The organism is Maridesulfovibrio sp. FT414 (assembly GCF_050916235.1).
GTDB lineage: Bacteria > Desulfobacterota > Desulfovibrionia > Desulfovibrionales > Desulfovibrionaceae > Maridesulfovibrio.
The window spans coordinates 2,133,852-2,152,225 of sequence record NZ_CP104854.1 but is presented as its reverse complement, the minus strand read 5'-3'; the positions used below and the strand labels follow the sequence as shown (position 1 = coordinate 2,152,225).

At 49.0% G+C, this 18,374-nt stretch carries 15 protein-coding genes; all 15 read left to right on the top strand.

The window, feature by feature from the left end:
* Nucleotides 1–82 precede the first annotated feature (82 nt).
* Complete coding sequence (asnB, locus tag N7E73_RS09515; protein ID WP_432734424.1) at nucleotides 83–2,047, top strand: asparagine synthase (glutamine-hydrolyzing); 1,965 nt, start codon at nucleotides 83–85, stop codon at nucleotides 2,045–2,047.
* A gap of 106 nt (nucleotides 2,048–2,153) precedes the next feature.
* The gene (locus N7E73_RS09510) at nucleotides 2,154–3,263 is read left to right on the top strand and encodes a glycosyltransferase family 4 protein (protein WP_432734423.1); all 1,110 of its coding nucleotides are present in this window, start codon (nucleotides 2,154–2,156) and stop codon (nucleotides 3,261–3,263) included.
* 3 nt (nucleotides 3,264–3,266) lie between these two features.
* Nucleotides 3,267–3,878, top strand: coding sequence for a sugar transferase (locus tag N7E73_RS09505; RefSeq protein WP_432734422.1), 612 nt, complete (start codon nucleotides 3,267–3,269; stop codon nucleotides 3,876–3,878).
* Nucleotides 3,875–4,501 carry an acetyltransferase gene (locus N7E73_RS09500; protein WP_432734421.1) on the top strand — a complete coding sequence of 209 codons (627 nt, stop codon included), beginning with the start codon at nucleotides 3,875–3,877 and terminating at the stop codon, nucleotides 4,499–4,501. The genes N7E73_RS09505 and N7E73_RS09500 overlap by 4 nt, the downstream gene beginning before the upstream one ends.
* A 117-nt stretch (nucleotides 4,502–4,618) precedes the next feature.
* Nucleotides 4,619–5,758 (top strand): DegT/DnrJ/EryC1/StrS family aminotransferase, encoded by a 1,140-nt coding sequence (locus N7E73_RS09495; protein WP_432734420.1) that lies wholly within the window; start codon nucleotides 4,619–4,621, stop codon nucleotides 5,756–5,758.
* 3 nt (nucleotides 5,759–5,761) lie between these two features.
* Nucleotides 5,762–7,633, top strand: a complete 1,872-nt coding sequence (locus tag N7E73_RS09490) for a polysaccharide biosynthesis protein (protein WP_432734419.1) — start codon at nucleotides 5,762–5,764, stop codon at nucleotides 7,631–7,633.
* Nucleotides 7,634–7,754: 121 nt separating this feature from the next.
* Nucleotides 7,755–8,282 (top strand): winged helix-turn-helix domain-containing protein, encoded by a 528-nt coding sequence (locus tag N7E73_RS09485; protein ID WP_432734417.1) that lies wholly within the window; start codon nucleotides 7,755–7,757, stop codon nucleotides 8,280–8,282.
* A 31-nt stretch (nucleotides 8,283–8,313) separates the two neighbouring features.
* Nucleotides 8,314–9,471, top strand: a complete 1,158-nt coding sequence (locus tag N7E73_RS09480; protein WP_432734416.1) for a DegT/DnrJ/EryC1/StrS family aminotransferase — start codon at nucleotides 8,314–8,316, stop codon at nucleotides 9,469–9,471.
* A gap of 68 nt (nucleotides 9,472–9,539) precedes the next feature.
* Nucleotides 9,540–10,655, top strand: coding sequence for a glycosyltransferase (locus N7E73_RS09475; protein ID WP_432734415.1), 1,116 nt, complete (start codon nucleotides 9,540–9,542; stop codon nucleotides 10,653–10,655).
* Nucleotides 10,656–10,735: 80 nt separating this feature from the next.
* Nucleotides 10,736–12,505 carry a carbamoyltransferase C-terminal domain-containing protein gene (locus N7E73_RS09470; RefSeq protein WP_432734414.1) on the top strand — a complete coding sequence of 590 codons (1,770 nt, stop codon included), beginning with the start codon at nucleotides 10,736–10,738 and terminating at the stop codon, nucleotides 12,503–12,505.
* A gap of 13 nt (nucleotides 12,506–12,518) precedes the next feature.
* A complete protein-coding gene (locus N7E73_RS09465) occupies nucleotides 12,519–13,661 on the top strand; it encodes a glycosyltransferase (RefSeq protein ID WP_432734413.1) in 1,143 nt (380 codons plus the stop codon).
* Nucleotides 13,661–14,836: a glycosyltransferase family 4 protein gene (locus N7E73_RS09460; RefSeq protein ID WP_432734412.1), complete on the top strand. Its 1,176-nt coding sequence runs from the start codon at nucleotides 13,661–13,663 to the stop codon at nucleotides 14,834–14,836. Before N7E73_RS09465 ends, N7E73_RS09460 begins: the two co-directional genes overlap by 1 nt.
* The gene (locus N7E73_RS09455; protein WP_432734411.1) at nucleotides 14,829–15,791 is read left to right on the top strand and encodes an NAD-dependent epimerase/dehydratase family protein; all 963 of its coding nucleotides are present in this window, start codon (nucleotides 14,829–14,831) and stop codon (nucleotides 15,789–15,791) included. The genes N7E73_RS09460 and N7E73_RS09455 overlap by 8 nt, the downstream gene beginning before the upstream one ends.
* A 30-nt stretch (nucleotides 15,792–15,821) precedes the next feature.
* Nucleotides 15,822–17,525: an ATP-binding cassette domain-containing protein gene (locus N7E73_RS09450; RefSeq protein WP_432734409.1), complete on the top strand. Its 1,704-nt coding sequence runs from the start codon at nucleotides 15,822–15,824 to the stop codon at nucleotides 17,523–17,525.
* A gap of 16 nt (nucleotides 17,526–17,541) precedes the next feature.
* Nucleotides 17,542–18,336 (top strand): hypothetical protein, encoded by a 795-nt coding sequence (locus tag N7E73_RS09445; protein WP_432734408.1) that lies wholly within the window; start codon nucleotides 17,542–17,544, stop codon nucleotides 18,334–18,336.
* Nucleotides 18,337–18,374: the final 38 nt, after the last annotated feature.

Sequence of the window (18,374 nt, the reverse complement as noted above, 5' to 3'; positions counted from 1 at the left end):
CCCGGAAGGCCGCCGGAGGCATCTCTTAAAGAAAAACGCGTAGTACATCAAAATAAGCCCCGCAGGGCCGCCAGAGGCAGACATGTGTGGAATTGCCGGTTTTATTGACCTGTCCAGATCTTCCGATACCAAAAGACTTGAAAGAATCGCCCGCAAAATGGGTGATGCGCAGAACACACGCGGCCCTGACGGGTCCGGGCAATGGTCCGACCCTGAATGGGGCATCGGACTGGACCACCGCAGGTTGGCCATTATCGACCTGACAGTTGAAGGCATGCAACCCATGCACTCCCGGTCCGGACGCTTCGTGACCGTCTACAACGGCGAGATATACAACTACCGGGACCTGCGTGCCGAACTGGAAAAAGCCGAAGGCTTCTCCGGCTGGCGCGGCCATTCCGATACCGAAGTTATGCTCGAAGCCGTGGAGCAATGGGGATTCGAACGCGCCCTTGAACGGTTCAGCGGCATGTTCGCTATCGCCATGTGGGACCGCGAACAGCACTGCCTCTTTCTTGCCCGTGACCGCATGGGCGAAAAGCCCCTGTATTATTCAAAACAGGGTGGAAATTGTCTTTTCGGGTCGGAACTGAAGGCTCTCATGGGGTACAAAAAGTACTTCAAAAGAGAGATCGACCGCACTTCCCTGACCGCCTACCTGCGCTACAACTACGTTCCGGCACCGCGGACCATTTTCAAGGACACGTACTGCCTCATGCCCGGCACATGGACCTGCATAAGACCTGACGGCGAAATCATGGAGCCACGCCCGTACTGGTCCCTGCTGGATTGTGCCCGCGAAGCACAGGACAGGATTTTCACTGCCCCGGATGAAATGATCATCGAGACGCTGGAAGATCTGCTGCTAAAAGTCATTGAACGGGAAATGATCTCCGACGTGCCTTTGGGGGCCTTTCTGTCCGGAGGAATTGATTCGTCACTTATCGTCGCCCTCATGCAGCAATGCGCTCTGGCCCCGGTGCGGACCTTCACCATCGGCTTTGACGATGAAGCGTATAACGAGGCAGATGATGCCAGACGGGTTGCCGCCCATATCGGAACCCAGCACACCGAGCTTTACGTTTCACACAGGGACGCGCTCGATATCATTCCGCAGATTCCGCAGATCTGGGACCAGCCCTTTGCTGATGCCTCCCAGATTCCCACGCATCTTGTTTCACGCATGACCCGGAAACACGTCACCGTGGCCCTCTCCGGCGACGGCGGAGATGAGCTTTTCGCCGGCTACAACCGCCATTTCAAGGGCTGCTCCATCTGGCAGAAGCTCAGTTCTTTTCCCGCCCCGCTGCGCGCACTGGCGGCAAAGGCCATTTCCGGCATTTCACCGGCAAGCTGGAACAAGGTATTCAAATTATACGAGCCGTTCCTGCCGCCTAGCCTCCAGATGCGCCTCCCCGGTCAGAAGCTGCATAAGCTGGCGGATGTCATGGGTGCAAAATCCGCCACCGAATACTACCGCAATCTGGCCTCCTGCTGGCTGGACCCGGACAAGATGGTCAAACGCGGCGGCGAAGCTCCCGGACCGTTCCAGTACACGGACAATCAGCCTTCACAGGACAACCTGACGTCGTGGATGCAGTACATGGACGCGGCAACCTATCTGCCCGACGACATCCTTACCAAGGTTGACCGGGCTGCAATGGGCATCAGTCTTGAGACAAGGGCTCCCTTCCTCGACCATGAGGTGGTGGAATTCTCCCAGCGGCTGCCCATGCACCTGCGCGTACAGAACGGCAGTTCCAAGTACGCCCTGCGCCAGATCCTGTACAAATACGTGCCGCAGGAACTCATCGAACGTCCCAAGATGGGCTTCGGAGTTCCCATCGACAGCTGGCTGCGCGGCCCCCTGCGGGAATGGGCCGAAGGACTGCTTTCCAACGAACGTCTGGACAGGGACGGATATTTCCGCAGCGCGCATGTCCGGCTGGCTTGGCTGGAACATCTCACCGGGGCCAAAGACAATCAGTACAGAATCTGGAACATCCTTATGTTCCAATCATGGTGCGATCACTGGGAAATAGAGTAATGATCCAACCAGCCGTGGCAAAGCCTATCGAATAATTTTGACGTGATGGGATCCGGGAAAGGGAACTTTTGCAAAAGTTTTTCTTCCCCGGTCACTGGAGGCTTAAATGAAAATTGCTGTAATAGGCGGCTACGGTCCGTCACTGATAAATTTCCGAGGCCCCATGCTCAGGGCCATGAAAACTGCCGGGCACGAAGTATACGGCATAGCACCGCTGGATTCGCCAACTGTTCCTGACGAACTTGCAGCCATTGGCATAAAATACGTGCAGGCCCCTATTCAGCGCACAGGCATGAATCCGCTGAAAGACCTCCGTGCACTGCTGGCGCTGGTCAGAATCCTGAAAGAAATCAAGCCGGACGCGGTGCTTTCCTACACCATCAAGCCGGTAATCTACGGCTCCATCGCAGCCCGTCTGGCAGGCGTGAAGAACATCTGCTCCATGATCACCGGGCTGGGCTACGCCTTCGGTCAGACCTCCGGCAAACGGGGACTCCTTTTCAAACTGGTCAAGGCCATGTACAGGGCAGGACTGTACTTCAATAGCGGAGTCATGTTCCAGAATCCCGATGACCGAAACATTTTCATGGATCTGGGTATCATCCCAAAGCGCAAGAACACCGTCATAACCAACGGTTCCGGGGTGGACATGGACCACTTTGCCCCAGCTCCACTCCCGGAAGACAGCCCGGTATTCCTGTGCATTTCGAGGCTGCTGAAAGAAAAGGGAGTGCGTGAATTTGCCGAAGCGGCCATACGGCTCAAAGCGAAATATCCTGCTGCGGAATTCAGGCTGGTCGGCCCGCACGACCATGGCCCGGACTCCATCTGTGAGAAAACCATTGCAGGCTGGCAGGCTGCGGGAGTGCGTTGCACAGGACCGGAAGATGATGTACGCGAAGAGCTGCGCAACTGCACCGTATACGTGCTGCCTTCCTACCGCGAAGGCACCCCGCGCTCGGTACTTGAAGCCATGTCCACCGGACGGGCCATTGTCACCACCGATACAGCAGGCTGCAGGGAAACGGTCATGGAAGGACAGAACGGCTATCTGGTTCCGGTCAAGGATGTCGATGCTCTTGAGGCTGCCATGGAAATGTTCATCAACCGGCCGGAACTGGCAGATGCCATGGGCAGGGCTTCCCTTGATTATGCGGCTCAAAAATACGATGTAAACAAGGTCAACCAGACCATTATAAATTTCATGGGATTATAGACTATGACCGTTAAAAGATGTTTCGACCTCACGGTTTCAATCGCGGCCCTGATCCTTTTCTTCCCCGTGCTGGTGGGAGTGGCCGTTGCCATCCACCGCAAGATGGGCGGAGGTATTTTCTTTATCCAGAGAAGGCCGGGCCTGCATGGCAAACCGTTCAACATCATCAAGTTCAAGACCATGTCCGACGCACGTGACGCCAACGGAAACCTGCTCCCGGATTCGGAACGGCTGAGCCGGTTCGGCCGCATTCTGCGCTCAACTTCACTGGATGAACTGCCGGAGCTGATCAACGTCATCTTCGGGGACATGTCGCTGGTTGGTCCTCGCCCGCTGCTCATGCAGTATCTCGATCGCTACAGCCCGGAACAGGCACGCAGGCACGACGTCCTGCCCGGAATCACCGGCTGGGCGCAGGTCAACGGACGGAACGCCATCTCCTGGGATGACAAGTTCAAGCTTGATGTCTGGTACGTGGATAACCACAACCTGCTGCTGGACATCAAAATCCTCTGGCTGACTGTGGCGCGGGTATTCAAACGGGAAGGCATCAGCCAGCCCGGACAGGCTACCGCGCAGGAATTCATGGGCGGAAAGGGACAGGACAAGGCATGAAAAAAATCATCATCATGGGAGCTGGAGGCCACGGACAGGTGGTAGCAGATGCTTTGCTGCAGATGCAGGGAGCGGAACCTGTTGCCTTTCTGGACGAGAACCCGGATGTAGTCGGCACCGAGGTTATGGACATACCTGTTCCCGGCGGCAACTCAGCCATTAATGAGGTGGAGCATGATGGAATTGTCATCGCTCTTGGAAGCAACAGTCTGCGTAAAAAAATCTTCAATGAGCTCTGCTCCGCCGGGGAAAACCTCTTTACTGTTATCCACCCTTCGGCTGTTATTGCTCCCAATGTCAAAATCGGTTCTGGATGTATGATTCTGGCTGGCGCGGTAATCAATACCGGGGCCGAAATTAAAGACAACACCATCATCAATACCAACGCAACTGTGGAGCATCATAATATAATCGGCCCTCACGCTCATATTGCCCCAGGATCTACCTTAGGCGGACAGGTCGAGGTCGGGGAAGAATCCATGGTCGGCATCGGTTCCACAGTGCTGCCGCGGTTAAAAATTGGAAAACAGGCCATGCTCGGCGGCGGATCTACTGCCATCAAAGATGTCGAAGACGGAATGACTGTTGTCGGAGTTCCTGCCATCCCATTGAAAAAACAATAATTTCAGCAATAATTACTGCCGGTTTCCAAACGTATTCCATAACTGTACTTAAGAATCAAAATATAATATCAGACCCGTTGGTAACAGCGAATTTCACACATAAAGGAAGTCAGGCACATGTCTGAAAAAAATAGCGCCCGTATTTATCTGTCCCCCCCGCACATGGGAGGTTCCGAACAGGAATTTGTGCGGCAGGCTTTTGAAAGCAACTTCATCGCCCCGCTCGGCCCCATGGTCAACGGATTCGAACAGGAATTTTCGAAACTGAGCGGATTTGCCCACTGTGCAGCCCTCTCCAGCGGAACAGCCGCCCTGCATCTGGCCCTGCGGTTGCTGGGGGTGGGACACGGGGACATCGTTATCGCCTCTTCGCTGACCTTCATCGGCAGTGTCACCCCGATCACTTTCCTCGGGGCAGAACCTGTGTTCATTGATTCAGACTACAAATCATGGAACATGGACCCGGAACTGCTTGCCGAAGCTGTCGAGCATTATATTTCCATAGGACGCAAGCCCAAGGTGGTGGTTCCAACCGACCTCTACGGCCAGTGCGCGGACTACGACCGCATCCTTGAGATTCTTGAACCCCACGGCATACCGCTCGTTGTGGATGCCGCAGAATCTGTCGGAGCCACCTACAAGGATCGTCACGCCGGTAAAGGCGCGCTCATGGCCGCTTATTCCTTTAACGGCAACAAGATCATCACCACTTCCGGCGGAGGGCTGCTTGCTTCCGACGATGAAAAAATGATCTCCCGTGCCCGCTGGCTTTCACAGCAGGCCAAGGAACCTTTGCCGCACTACGAGCACAACGAGATCGGCTACAACTACCGCATGTCCAACCTCGTGGCCGCAGTTGGACGCGGACAGCTTGAAGTTGTACTCAAACGCGTCGAGCGTAAACGTGAAATTTTTGATTTTTATGCAAAGGAACTGGGAGAAGTCCCCGGATTGTCTTTCATGCCCGAGGCCGACTACGGCAGGTGCAACCGCTGGCTGACAGTCATGCTTGTGGACGAAGAAATCTTCGGGGCTGGGCCGGATAAAATCCGTATTACTCTTGAAGAGAGCAATATTGAGTCCCGCCCGGTGTGGAAGCCTATGCATATGCAGCCTGTTTTCAAGGATAATAAATCTTTCGGCGGCAAAGTAGGGGCAGACCTGTTCAAACGAGGTATCTGCCTTCCTTCAGGCACAGCCATGTCCGAAGATGACCTGAAACGAGTCGTTGAAATTATCAAAGGGTGCGGAAAATAGAAGATGATTCACAACCTGCGAAACGCAAATTTTTATCTCATGGTCCTTCTGGACCTGATCATCTTTGTGGTGGCCTTTTACGGGGCCTACCTGTTCCGTTTTGATTTTGCTCTTCCTGATTATGCCGGTGTGCAGTTCATGGAACTGCTCAAGTATACTGTCATAATCAAATTCTCGGTATTCCTCGGACTCGGTCTGTACCGCGGTATGTGGCGCTACACCAGCCTGCGCGACCTCTGGCATATCCTTGAAGCCACTTTCCTGCAGTCGCTGGTGCTGGTCACTCTGGTGCTCTACAAATTCGGTTTCGGCGGTTTTTCCCGTGGAGTATTCATCATCGACTGGCTGCTCACTGTTTTCATGTGCGGCGGAATCAGGGTATTGATCCGCTCCTTCTACGCCTACCAGGACGGCAATGCCATACACTTCATGCCTGAGGCCTGTCCGGTTGACGGAAATAACGTGCTCATCATCGGCGCCGGCAGGGCCGGAGAAAAAGTTGTCCGTGAAATTATGGGCAGCGGACAGCTCAAGTATCGTCCCATCGGATTTCTGGACAATGACAAGGCCAAACGGGGTCGTACCATTCACGGCATTCCAGTCCTCGGTCCGCTTTCAGACCTTCAGGAACTAGTGGATAACAAGTGCGTCAATGAAATCCTGATTGCAGTTGCGGAAGCTTCCGGACAGCAGATGCGCGAAATTGTTGATGCCTGCAAGCAGACAGGACGCCCTTACAAGATTCTGCCCGGCATGGATGAAATCATTAATGGAAAGGTCGGCATCAAGGCGCTTCGCGATGTCAGTTATCAGGACCTGCTCGGCCGTTCCCCTGTACAGTTGGATACGTCATCCATCAGTGAATACATTTCCGGAAAGACCGTGCTCGTTACCGGCTGCGGCGGCTCAATAGGATCGGAACTGGTTCGGCAGGTAGTGCGCTTCAATCCCGGACGCCTGATCCTTGTGGACTCCAGCGAAGCCAACCTCTACGGCATCCAGATGGAACTGCACCACGAGCTGAAATACCATGAATACGTGACCGTACTCGGTTCGGTTCAGGACATAGAGCTCATGGACTCCACCTTCGGACAATACAAACCCGAAACAGTCTTCCACGCAGCAGCCTACAAGCACGTTCCCATGATGGAGCGCAACCCGTGGCAGGCTGTGCATAACAACATCTGCGGCACAAAAAACGTCATGACCGCTGCCGACAGGCACGGTGTGGACCGCTTTGTGATCGTTTCCACTGACAAGGCCGTTCGTCCCACCAACATCATGGGCGCATCCAAGCGTGTGACCGAACTGCTCATGCGCCTTTTTCATAATTCGGAAACCACCTTCATGGCAGTACGCTTCGGCAACGTGGTCGGCTCGTCCGGTTCAGTCGTGCCCCTTTTCCGCCGCCAGATAGAAAAAGGCGGGCCGGTGACCGTCACCCATCCAGAAGTGACCCGCTACTTCATGTCCATTTCCGAAGCCGCACAGCTCATCCTGCAGGCCGGAGTCATGGCGGAGGGCGGAGAGATCTTTATTCTCGAGATGGGGCAACCCATCAAGATTGCTGACATGGCCCGCGACCTGATCCGCCTTTCCGGCAAGGAACCTGACCGGGACATCGAAATCATGTTCACAGGCCTGCGCGAAGGAGAAAAGCTGTACGAAGAACTCATCACCGAAGGAGAAGGAATCGTACGCACCGAGCATGACAAGATCATGGTACTCAAAGCCTTTGAGAACGACTTCGAAGCTTATGCGGAACAACTTAAAGACATGCTGCGCCGTATGGCTTCAGCTGCCGACAACTTTGACGGACAGGGAGTAAGAAACCTGCTGCACGAGGTTGTTCCGGAGTTTGATGAGAAAGGGTAGGATGTACCACCTGCCCTCACAGGCTTTTCTTTCAGAATGGCTTTGTGCAGTTTATATTTTCACACAAAGGAACTCAGTTACTGTTGACAGTTTGTTCAGAATAACCTAACAAACTCACATCATGCTTAAAGAATTATTCACATCAAAAACACGTATTAAGCTGCTGCTCAAACTTTTCCTTAACCCTGATGTTTCTTCATATCTTAGGGAACTGGCAGCTGAATTTGACGTCTCGCCTAACGCTATGAAAGAAGAACTGGACGGGCTAAGTGAAGCAGGCTACCTGAACAAAAAAAAGGAAGGCCGCTACATTTTTTACAACGCCAATTCCAAACATCCTTTCTTCCCTGAAATAAGCTCAATTGTCCGCAAATATATTGGAATAGATCATATCCTTGAATACGTCATTTCTACAATCGGAGATGTAGATTCGGTGTATGTACTTGATGACTATGCCAAAGGAATCGACTCCGGGCTGATAGACATACTCATAATCGGTAACGAGACCGACTCTGACAGAATTGGTGACCTTTGTACAAAGGCAGAAGAAGTCATCAAGCGCAAAATACGAATTATGGTCTTGAGCACGGCTGAATTCGATAAAACAAGCGACATTTATTTAAGACGACCTAATTGGAAGGTTGTTTAAAAACAGATCCATAAAATGGAGAATTAATCTCATGAATATTCCGTTTATTGACCTAAAAAAACAATACGCTCGAGTTGAAAAACAGGTGCGTAAAAACATTGATGCCGTTTTTGAACACGGAGCATACATCATGGGCCCGGAAATTCCCGCTCTTGAAAAAGAATTGGCTGATTTCTGCGGAACTAAACATGCGCTCGGGTGTGCTTCTGGAACAGATGCACTGACGCTTGCACTTATGACTCTTGATGTTAAACCTGGAGACGCAATCCTAACGACCCCGTTCACCTTCTTCGCAACAGCTGAAACCGTAGCTCTTCTCGGTGCCACCCCTGTTTTTGTAGACATTGATCCGGTGACCTTTAACATTGATCCTGAAAAACTGGACAAAACCATTGAAGCCCTCAAAGGAGCTGACAACGGCTGCGTCCTCCCCAAGGTTGACGGACTCACAGTCAAAGGTATTATTTCTGTCGACATATTCGGCCTTCCTGCCGACTACGATGCAATCAGAGCTATTGCCGACAAACATGGTCTTTTTCTGATAGAGGATGCAGCGCAGAGCTTTGGAGGTGAATACAAAGGCAAAAAAGCCTGCTCACTTGGCGACATCACCTGCACGTCATTTTTCCCGGCCAAGCCGCTTGGATGCTATGGAGACGGCGGAATGTGCTTCACCGACAATGATAACTACATCGAACTTCTCCGCTCCCACCGCATCCACGGTATGGGCCCAGACAGGTACGATAATGTACGTCTCGGCATAACCGGACGTCTTGATTCAATCCAGGCAGCCGCACTTCAGGCAAAATTTGAAATTTTCCCTGAAGAAATAGACCTCCGCGACAACGTTGCTGCGACTTATGCCGAACTTCTTTCTGGAATTCCCGGACTGACCCCTCCCTCAATCCCTGAAGGCTACAGGTCGGTTTGGGCTCAATACTGCCCCTTGGCATCCGATGCAAAACATAGAGAGAGGATTCAGGCCGCACTTGGAGAAAAGAAAATAGCCTCCCCCATATACTATCCCATCCCTCTACATCTGCAGACTGCCTTCAAGGGACTGGGATATAAAACAGGGGATTTCCCTGTAAGCGAAGATTCCGCGAGCCGAATCTTTGCCATTCCCATGCACCCGTACCTTGAGAGGGAGCAGCAGGAATACATCGCAGACATAATCAGAAACGCATAATATCAGTTTGAAGTAAGTAGGCAGCGGCTGCCTCAAAAGACAGTCGCTGCCATAAAAAGCAGAGCGCCATGCGAAAGACACTTATAATCGGCAACATTGCCGGTGCCGGATACAGGATAAAGAAGTCCTTACACAAAGCGGGAATGGATGTTGATATCCTTATCTCTGATAATGACATGTCTACTACCAATGATCCTTCATGGGAGGATACCGCAGCATTCAACGGCCGTGAATTCAGAACCTTTACCAATGCCCTGAACATTACTGAAGACAACTTACTGTACCGGAACAAGATTCTGCGCCAGCTATATCTGTACCCGAAAATCCGCAGCTACATTAAAAATGGATGCTATTCTTTCGGTATGCCCATGGGGATATGGCCAATCATATTTCATGATCTGAGAATTCCTTACGTATGGCTGTGCGCCGGAAGCGACGTACGGGAGGTTCTTGGCGGATCATCAGTTCTCTCCAGACTGATGCAGAACGCCATGAAAAGCTGTTTGGGAGTTGTAACGCCCGCAGACGATGGCATGCTGAAAATATTGCGGAAATACATCCCCGAAGACAGGATGCTTTTCATTCCGAACTACCCCATTGATGCCGAGATCTACACAAACGATGACCGAATTCCTAGTCCTTTTCGCATCTACCATCCCAGCAGACACCTCTGGTATGGACTTGAAACCTCTGTATCTAAAGCAAACAACTGTCTGATAGAGGCAGTTGCACGATTGCGTGAACAATACGATCTCCGCCTTGAAATGGCCGAATGGGGTAAACATCTGACCCAATCCAAAGAATTGATAAAAAAACTCGGACTGGAAGAAGTTACTGAATGGCACGGCCTGATTGATAAGCGCCAGATGGCAAATAAATACCAAAAGTCTAGCTGCGTAGTGGACCATGTTGGCTGGGGGATGGTTAGCCAAACCTCTATGGAAGGCCTTTCCTGCGGCAAGCCAGTGCTTGCTAATATGAGCTCGTCAGTATTTCGCCAGTTTCCCGACATTCCCATAATGAATGTGTATAATACCGAATCCTGCTACCAAGCTTTACATTCATTAGCTGCAGACCAGCTCCTTTATGACACAAAAAGAAAGGAATCTCACGCCTGGGTGCGTGACAATTGGTCGGTACAGGTAATGGGTAAAAAAATATCCGCATTTTTCGGCCTTGATTAGCCGGGATCGTTGAAGCACAGCAACTGTCCACAGAACAACAAGTAACTTGATTCAAATAAACTAAGCAGGGAGCATATAAAATGAAGTTAGGAATCCACATCGGTCACGACGCCACAGCCTGCCTCATCAGCGATAAAGTGATTGCTATCGCTGAAGAACGCGTTACGCGGATGAAAAACTACACCGGATTTCCTTTTCAGGCCATTTCAGAATGTCTGAAGATAAAGAAAGCAACTTTTGCTGAAATTGACGAAGTGATCATTGCAGGAACAAGCCTGAAAGATCTCAAATCATATCGCCCTGCAATTTATTTCGACAAAGTAAACGCTGATTTTTCAAACGAAGTGCCAGCACATATTCGCCTGAAAGCGGTTAAAGCATTCTTCAATTCAGAAACCCTCGGAGAACGTGTCGAAAAATACCTCAAGGAATCTGGGTTCAATGGCAAAATAAGTTATATAGACCACCATCTCGCCCATGTCGCATCCTCTTACGCTACATACCCTTTTGAGAACACTGTTATGCTCTCACTGGACGGAGGAGGCGATGGAATAAACTGGTCTTTGTACGAAAAGGACGGCTCGGAGTTCAAACTCTTGGCTTCAGCAGCAAATGTAAATGGTGTTGTACACGATTCTCCTGCAGACGTGTATGCCAATGCAACAAAACTGCTTGGATTCAAACGCAACAGGCACGAGGGCAAACTCACCGGACTGGCAGCCAGAGGTGTTCCTGTTGCACTTGATTACTTTCGCCAGTTGGTTCGCTTTGAGGAAGGTCAATTTGTTTGCCGCCTGCCCTATGCATCCAACTCTGTATGTGACAAATTATCAAGATACAGCCGTTTTCTAAGCAAAGGCATCATCTACCACACCAAGATGATCGACGATATGCAACAGAGTCTTTCCTGGGTCAAACGTGAAGACATCGCCTGCTCACTCCAAAAATGGTTTGAAGAAATTGTCCTTGAATTCGTCAGCTATTATGCCAACAAATTCAAACTGAAAGGCCGCAAAATTTTACTTTCTGGAGGAGCATTCGCCAACGTATTGCTCAACCAACGCATCCGAGATTTGGGACTATTTGAAAGCGTGTCAGTTGTTCCTAACATGGGTGATGGAGGGCTCGCTCTTGGGGCAGCTTATTATGCTCTTGATAGTGATTCGCGAAACAAACTTTTCAAATCGGTTCAAAAAAACGTATACTACGGGCCTGAATATTCCGAGGCTGAAATCAACGACGCCATAAAAGATGCCGGGCTTGAAGCTGTATCCCTCGGCGACATGGCCCCGGCAATAGCCGCAGACGCCCTGAACAAACAATACATTATAGGACTTTTCAATAAGGGAATGGAATACGGCCCCCGAGCTCTCGGTGCCCGCTCCATTCTGGCCAACCCTAAAGACAATACTATCAATGAATCAATCAACAAACGGCTGAACAGGACTGAGTTTATGCCTTTTGCCCCGTTCATCCTGAATGAAGACGCTGACCGTTGCTTACTGAATTTTGACTCGAATCAATACACAGCCGACTTCATGACTATTACTTATGATGTCAAAAGCATTATGAAAGAAAAAGCGCCCGCAGTTGTGCATGTTGATGGAACCGCACGCCCTCAAATCGTCTGCAGAGAAGAGAATTCACTCTATTATGACATTTTGAAATCATTCAGAGACCTCACCGGAATCCCAACTCTGGTTAACACAAGCTTTAACTCACACGAGGAGCCTATTGTTATGAGTCCACAGGATGCCATCAACTCGTACAAGACAGGCACAGTGGATATACTCATGCTCGGAGACAAAGCAATCATGAGCAAAGAAATCAAAAAAGATCTCGGTATTTAGAACTCTTCAAAAAATGAAACGGACCCTACTTGTCATCATAACCGACCGCCTTTCCCACATAATCGAGAAAGGCGAACTCATTGACCGCTACTATAATCCCGGCGAAGTCTTTAATGACGTCCATATCCTTATGACTAACGATGATAGTCCGGATAAGGCCGTCCTGCAACGAACTGTCGGAAATGCGAAGCTGACAATACACACCCTTCCTTCAGGATTGGGGTTGCTGTGTAGAACTCTCTGGCATCCGTTTCTGTTACGCAGATGGTCCGATAAGGCGGTAGACCTCGCAAAAGTAATCAGACCTCAGATGATCCGCTGTTACGGGAATTTCCTTAACGGATTCGTCGGCGCGAGAATAGCGGAGAAGCTCGGCATCCCTCTTTTCGTTTCTCTGCACACCCAACCGGATGAAACAAGAGCAACCCGAGAAGTAGATTTCAAAACAAAAGTATTTTATGCCCTTTCCCGACGCCTTGAATCATACACACTTAAGCGGGCTGACAAAGTAAGTTGCGTCTATGGTTCTATCCTTGATTATGCTTCAAAGCGTGGCGCTGGCGATCCGTTTGTAGCATACAATGTGATCAACCCTGGTCGGCTGATAAGGAAAAGAAATTATGAATCTTCCGGCCCGTTGAAAATTCTTTATGTTGGAAGAATCATCCAGGCCAAAAACCCGGAAAATATTATAAAGGGAATGGTTGGCCTTGATGCAACCCTTACCATAGTTGGAAGCGGTGCAAAAAGTCATGAGCTGATGTCCACCGTAACAGAGTTGGGGCTTGAAAAGCAGGTAAAGTTTATCCTGAACATGGCCAATGATCAACTTTGCGCAACTATGCACACCTACGACATATTTGCCGGCCACTCACAATACAGCGAGTTCCCTAAAACAGTACTTGAAGCCTCTCTTTGCGGATTGCCCATTTTATTCAATTCGCGTAGGGGAACCCCTGTCCCTGAATTTGATAATAACCTGGCTCTTATGGTTGAAGATTCTCCGGCAGGATACAATTCAGGAATCAGATTTTTTTCAGATAAAAACAACCGCAACGAATACGGGAAACGCGCCGCCCAGATAGCTGACCGCAACTGGGAGCCTGTGCACGCAGAAAAAGTATTTGCTGATATCCACAGGGAGCTGATTGCCTGATGAAAAAATCCATTCTTTTCATAGCATACGATTTTCCCCCAATCCTTTCTCCTGAATCCATCCAGGTCCAGCGTCGGGCAATAACCCTGGCCAGGAACGGACACAGGGTGCATGTTCTCACATCCTGCGAACAGCCTGACTTTGAATTTCTGGACGAGGAGCTGTCCAGAGATCATGAAAACCTGACCATCCACAGGATCAATAAACTTCCTGCCGAGAAGTGGCTGCACTACCTGTACGGTGGACTGGAAATCACCGACCGTAAATTCTGGTGGAAATTTCCTGCTGCAAAGGCTGCGATCAATATTATCAGAGAATTCAAAGTAGACACCCTCTACACCCACTCTACCCCGCTGGTAAACCATCTTGCCGGTCTTGCGGTTAAGGAGACTGATCGCAAACTGCATTGGACCGCACACTTTTCCGATCCATGGACTCTTAATCCGTACATCAAGTATCGCACCTGTCTGCAGAAAAAAATCAATAAGCTTTATGAAAAAACGGTTATAACCAGAGCTGACACAATCACTGTCACCTCTCAGAAAACGAGAGATCTCTTCATCAAAGGTCTCGGAGCTGAACCCGCAAAAACAAAGGTTCTGCCCCATGTTTACGATCCTGACCTTTACACCCGTAAAAAAAGCGACACCGGCAAAAAAATAGTTGCCCATACCGGCAACATCTACGGCTTACGCTCGGTAGCTCCGTTTATTGAGGCAGTGAAGAAAGTTCGTCCTGACAACCTTGAGTTCCACTTCTACGGACGCATGAAAGACGACGAACGCAAACTGGCAGAAGAAAAATGCCCGGGACACATTAAAATTTTCAGCCCAGTGCCTTATCTGGAGTCCGTTCGAGTGCTTTCCGAAGCTGACATCCTCATGGTCGTCGACGCACCACTGAAAGACTCCCCTTTTTTCCCGTCCAAGCTGGCGGACTATATCGGGGCGGGCAAACCCGTGGCTGCGCTGACTCCTCTGTCTTCGACAACAACAGATATTATCCGGAGCATACAGAAGGACCTGCTGGTCGCCGACAGCTCCGATGTGCCCTCTATAGCTGCACTGATACGGCGTATGGGCAATGTGAACTCATCGACCCTCATTGATGAAGGCAAGAACATCTATAACATGAACAACAGCTACGATAAAATTCGAGAGGCCCTCATTGATTAATAATGCCAAGATACTTGTTACTGGCGGAGCTGGAGCCATCGGTCTGAATCTGATCGAACGGATGCTCGGAGCCGGGGTCGGTTCCGTGATGGTTATCGACAATCTTTCTTCTGGGTACAAAAACTATCTTCCAGCTGATGACAGAATCACTTTTATCAAAGCCGACATAGGCAATATTGATACCTATCGTACGGAGATGCATGAATTTCAGCCAGACTACGTCTTCCATCTGGCTGCACATTTTGCCAACCAGAATTCAGTTGATCATCCCTTCAAGGACGTGCAGGCCAATATAATCGGCACCATGAATCTGCTTGAGATATGTAAGAAAAACGAGAGGCTCAAAAAATTTGTATATACCTCTTCCTCCTGCGTGTACGGCAACTCTGCCGTCATGCGTGAAGACGACTATATATACCCCCACGAAACGCCGTATGCCATAAACAAATACACCGCTGAGTTATACGTAAAGTACTACGCATCCATGTACAAAATTCCGGCTGTATCCATACGAGTATTCAATACCTATGGACCGTATGAGCCACATGGTGCGTATCGCAACGTAATTCCGAATTTTATCGTGCGGGCCATCAAAGGCGAGCCTCTGTTCATTACCGGAGACGGAACTGAAACCCGCGACTTTACCTTCGTGGGCAATACCGCCCAGTTGCTGACCCTGGCCGCAATTTCTGAAGTAATAAATGGTGACATTTTCAATGGCGGGACCGGCAAACCGACCAAAATCATCGACCTTGCAAAGATGATCATCGAATACACCGGATCCTCTTCCGAAATTGTATTCAAGGAAAGACGTAACTGGGATGCGGTAAAGGACCGTCTGTCAGACATATCCAAGTCAAAGGAAAGACTCGGGTATGAACCTGAAGTGCCGCTTGAGACCGGCCTCAGGCGGACTGTTGACTGGTATGTGAATGATTATGAGATTGAAGACTAACTGCAAATTATTGCAAGGACCCCCAGAACAATGATCAGTAAGATCAAAGCACTGACTACAAAAAAACAGAAAAGGACAATCTTCGGCCTGATTGTCCTTTCTATTATCATATCTGCGATTGAAACTGTCGGGATTTCGGCCATTCTGCCTTTTATCTCGGTTGCAAACGACTTTTCCCTTGTTACGAATAATGAATACTACAGACTTGCTTACGAACTGTTTAGTTTTAACTCTCCAAGATCGTTTGTACTAATCTTTGGTTATATCCTTGTAGGATTTTACATCATACGTGGGTTTATAAATCTTTTCTACTTTTACCTGATCCACAACTTCTCTCAAGGTATGTATCTGTCGCTAGCAACCAAGCTGTTCTCAAATTATGTGAATATAAAGTACCAAGATATGACTACTCGCAACAGTTCAGATCTATCCAAAAAACTTATCACGGAGACTGAATACGCCTCAAAGTTTTTCTATTCAATGCTGCTTCTTATATCTGAACTATTTGTATCTACATTTTTATACATTGCACTTCTTATTGTTGACTATAAAGTGACCTTGGCCCTAACAGCATTTTTGGGACTCATGGTGCTTTTCCTGCTCAAAACAGTTTCTGTCCTCATTAAGAAAGAAGGGGACAAAAGAAATACATTTCAAGAACGGTACTACCGGGCAATCAGCGAAACTCTTGGCAATCTCAAATTCATCAAACTGCTTTCAAGTGAAAAAGCCGCTATCGGCAACCTTGAAATTTCCGGAAAGGGCTATACCCGTGCAATGGTGTTGAACAACACATACAATACAATTCCACGTCTTTCCTTGGAAAGCATCGGGTTCTCCCTCTTGATCGGAGCACTGCTTATTGCATTGATGAAGGGCGAAAATGTTTCGGTCATAATTCCCATGGTTACACTTTTCGCCCTGGCAATGTATCGGATGCTTCCTTCTGTAAACAGGATCCTAAGCTGCTATAACAACATGCTTTACTATTCCAAAACACTGGATCTCATTTACGAAGACTACGATATTGAGATCCACAAGCTGGGCAGCAACCCTGTAAGTTTTGATAATGTGATAAGCATCAACAACCTTTCGTTCAAGTACAAGGATACCAACGTCCTTGAAAACGTATCCTTACGGATAAAAAAAGGTGATAAAATTGCTCTCATAGGGGAAAGCGGATCCGGGAAAAGCACGCTGGCCGACATCATAATTGGTATGTACACCTCATATTCTGGAGAAATCAAAGTTGACGATACAATTCTCAGCGAAAATAACCTTCTGTCGTGGCGTGCAAAAATCGGTTATATCCCACAGTCTATTTATCTATTTGACTCAACTGTAGCCGACAACGTTGCTTTTGGACGGGAATATGACGAGAATAGAATTTCCCGGTCACTTGAACAGGCCAGAATAATGGAGCACCTTCATAAGAAAGACGGCCTTGAAACAATTGTAGGCGAAAACGGAACACAGCTTTCCGGGGGCCAGAAGCAGCGCATAGGTATAGCTAGAGCGCTATACGGTGACCCAGAAATTTATGTCCTTGATGAGGCAACGGCAGCTCTGGACAAGGAGACTGAAAAGCAGATCATGGAGCAGCTGTTTGAAATTGGAAAGGACAAAACGCTGATAATTATAGCCCATCGACTTTCCACTATTGCACGATGTGACCGGGTATACAGGGTTGCGGACAAAACCCTGCACCTGGTAGAAAACTCAAACCAGCACTGAACCCAAGGAGAATGATATGAACTCTCAACGCTTATCTGCTGCTTTCGCAGGAGTGCATGGCAAAGAAGACGCCTACGAATACCTTAGAACTGAAGGAGCTGTACAGATTCTGGAGAAATGTTATAAAACTGAGGACAATGAATTTGCACCTCAGTATGCAGACTTGGCCAGACTCCACAAAGCCATCCGTTCTCGTAAGGCCTTTACTGTCCTTGAGTTTGGTGTTGGATACTCCACTATCATCATGGCTCATGCTCTGCTGAAAAACAAAGAAGAATGGGACTCTCTCGAAAATAAGCCCAGAGTAAGAAACAGTACAATGTTCCAACTGCATTCAATAGACGCTGCAGAGAAATGGATAGCTGTTACTGAGAGCAAAATTCCTGAAGAATTGCGTCCAATTATTACACTGCACCATTCAGAAGTAAGTGCTGGACTTTTTCAGGATAGAGCCTGCCACTATTACGATGCCCTTCCTGATGTTGTGGCAGACTTCATCTACCTTGATGGCCCCGACCCTCAGAATGTTAAGCCGACAGCTTATTCACAGTGGGACAACTTCGATAAAGTCGTCATGTCCGGAGACCTGCTTAGAATGGAACCCGTCCTTCTGCCCGGCACCTGTATCCTTGTAGATGGCAGAACTGCTAACGCACGTTTTCTCAAAGCCCATTTTTACCGAAATTGGACATGTGAAAGGAATTCGGATTCAGATGTAACTGTTTTTGAACTTCAAGAAGCCCCATTAGGAAAAATTTCCGAATCAACGCTCCAGTTCTGTCTTGGGGACAGGATTAGAGACTGGAACTAATTATTAAATTATAACAGAGTCTTTTGCGACATTTAGTT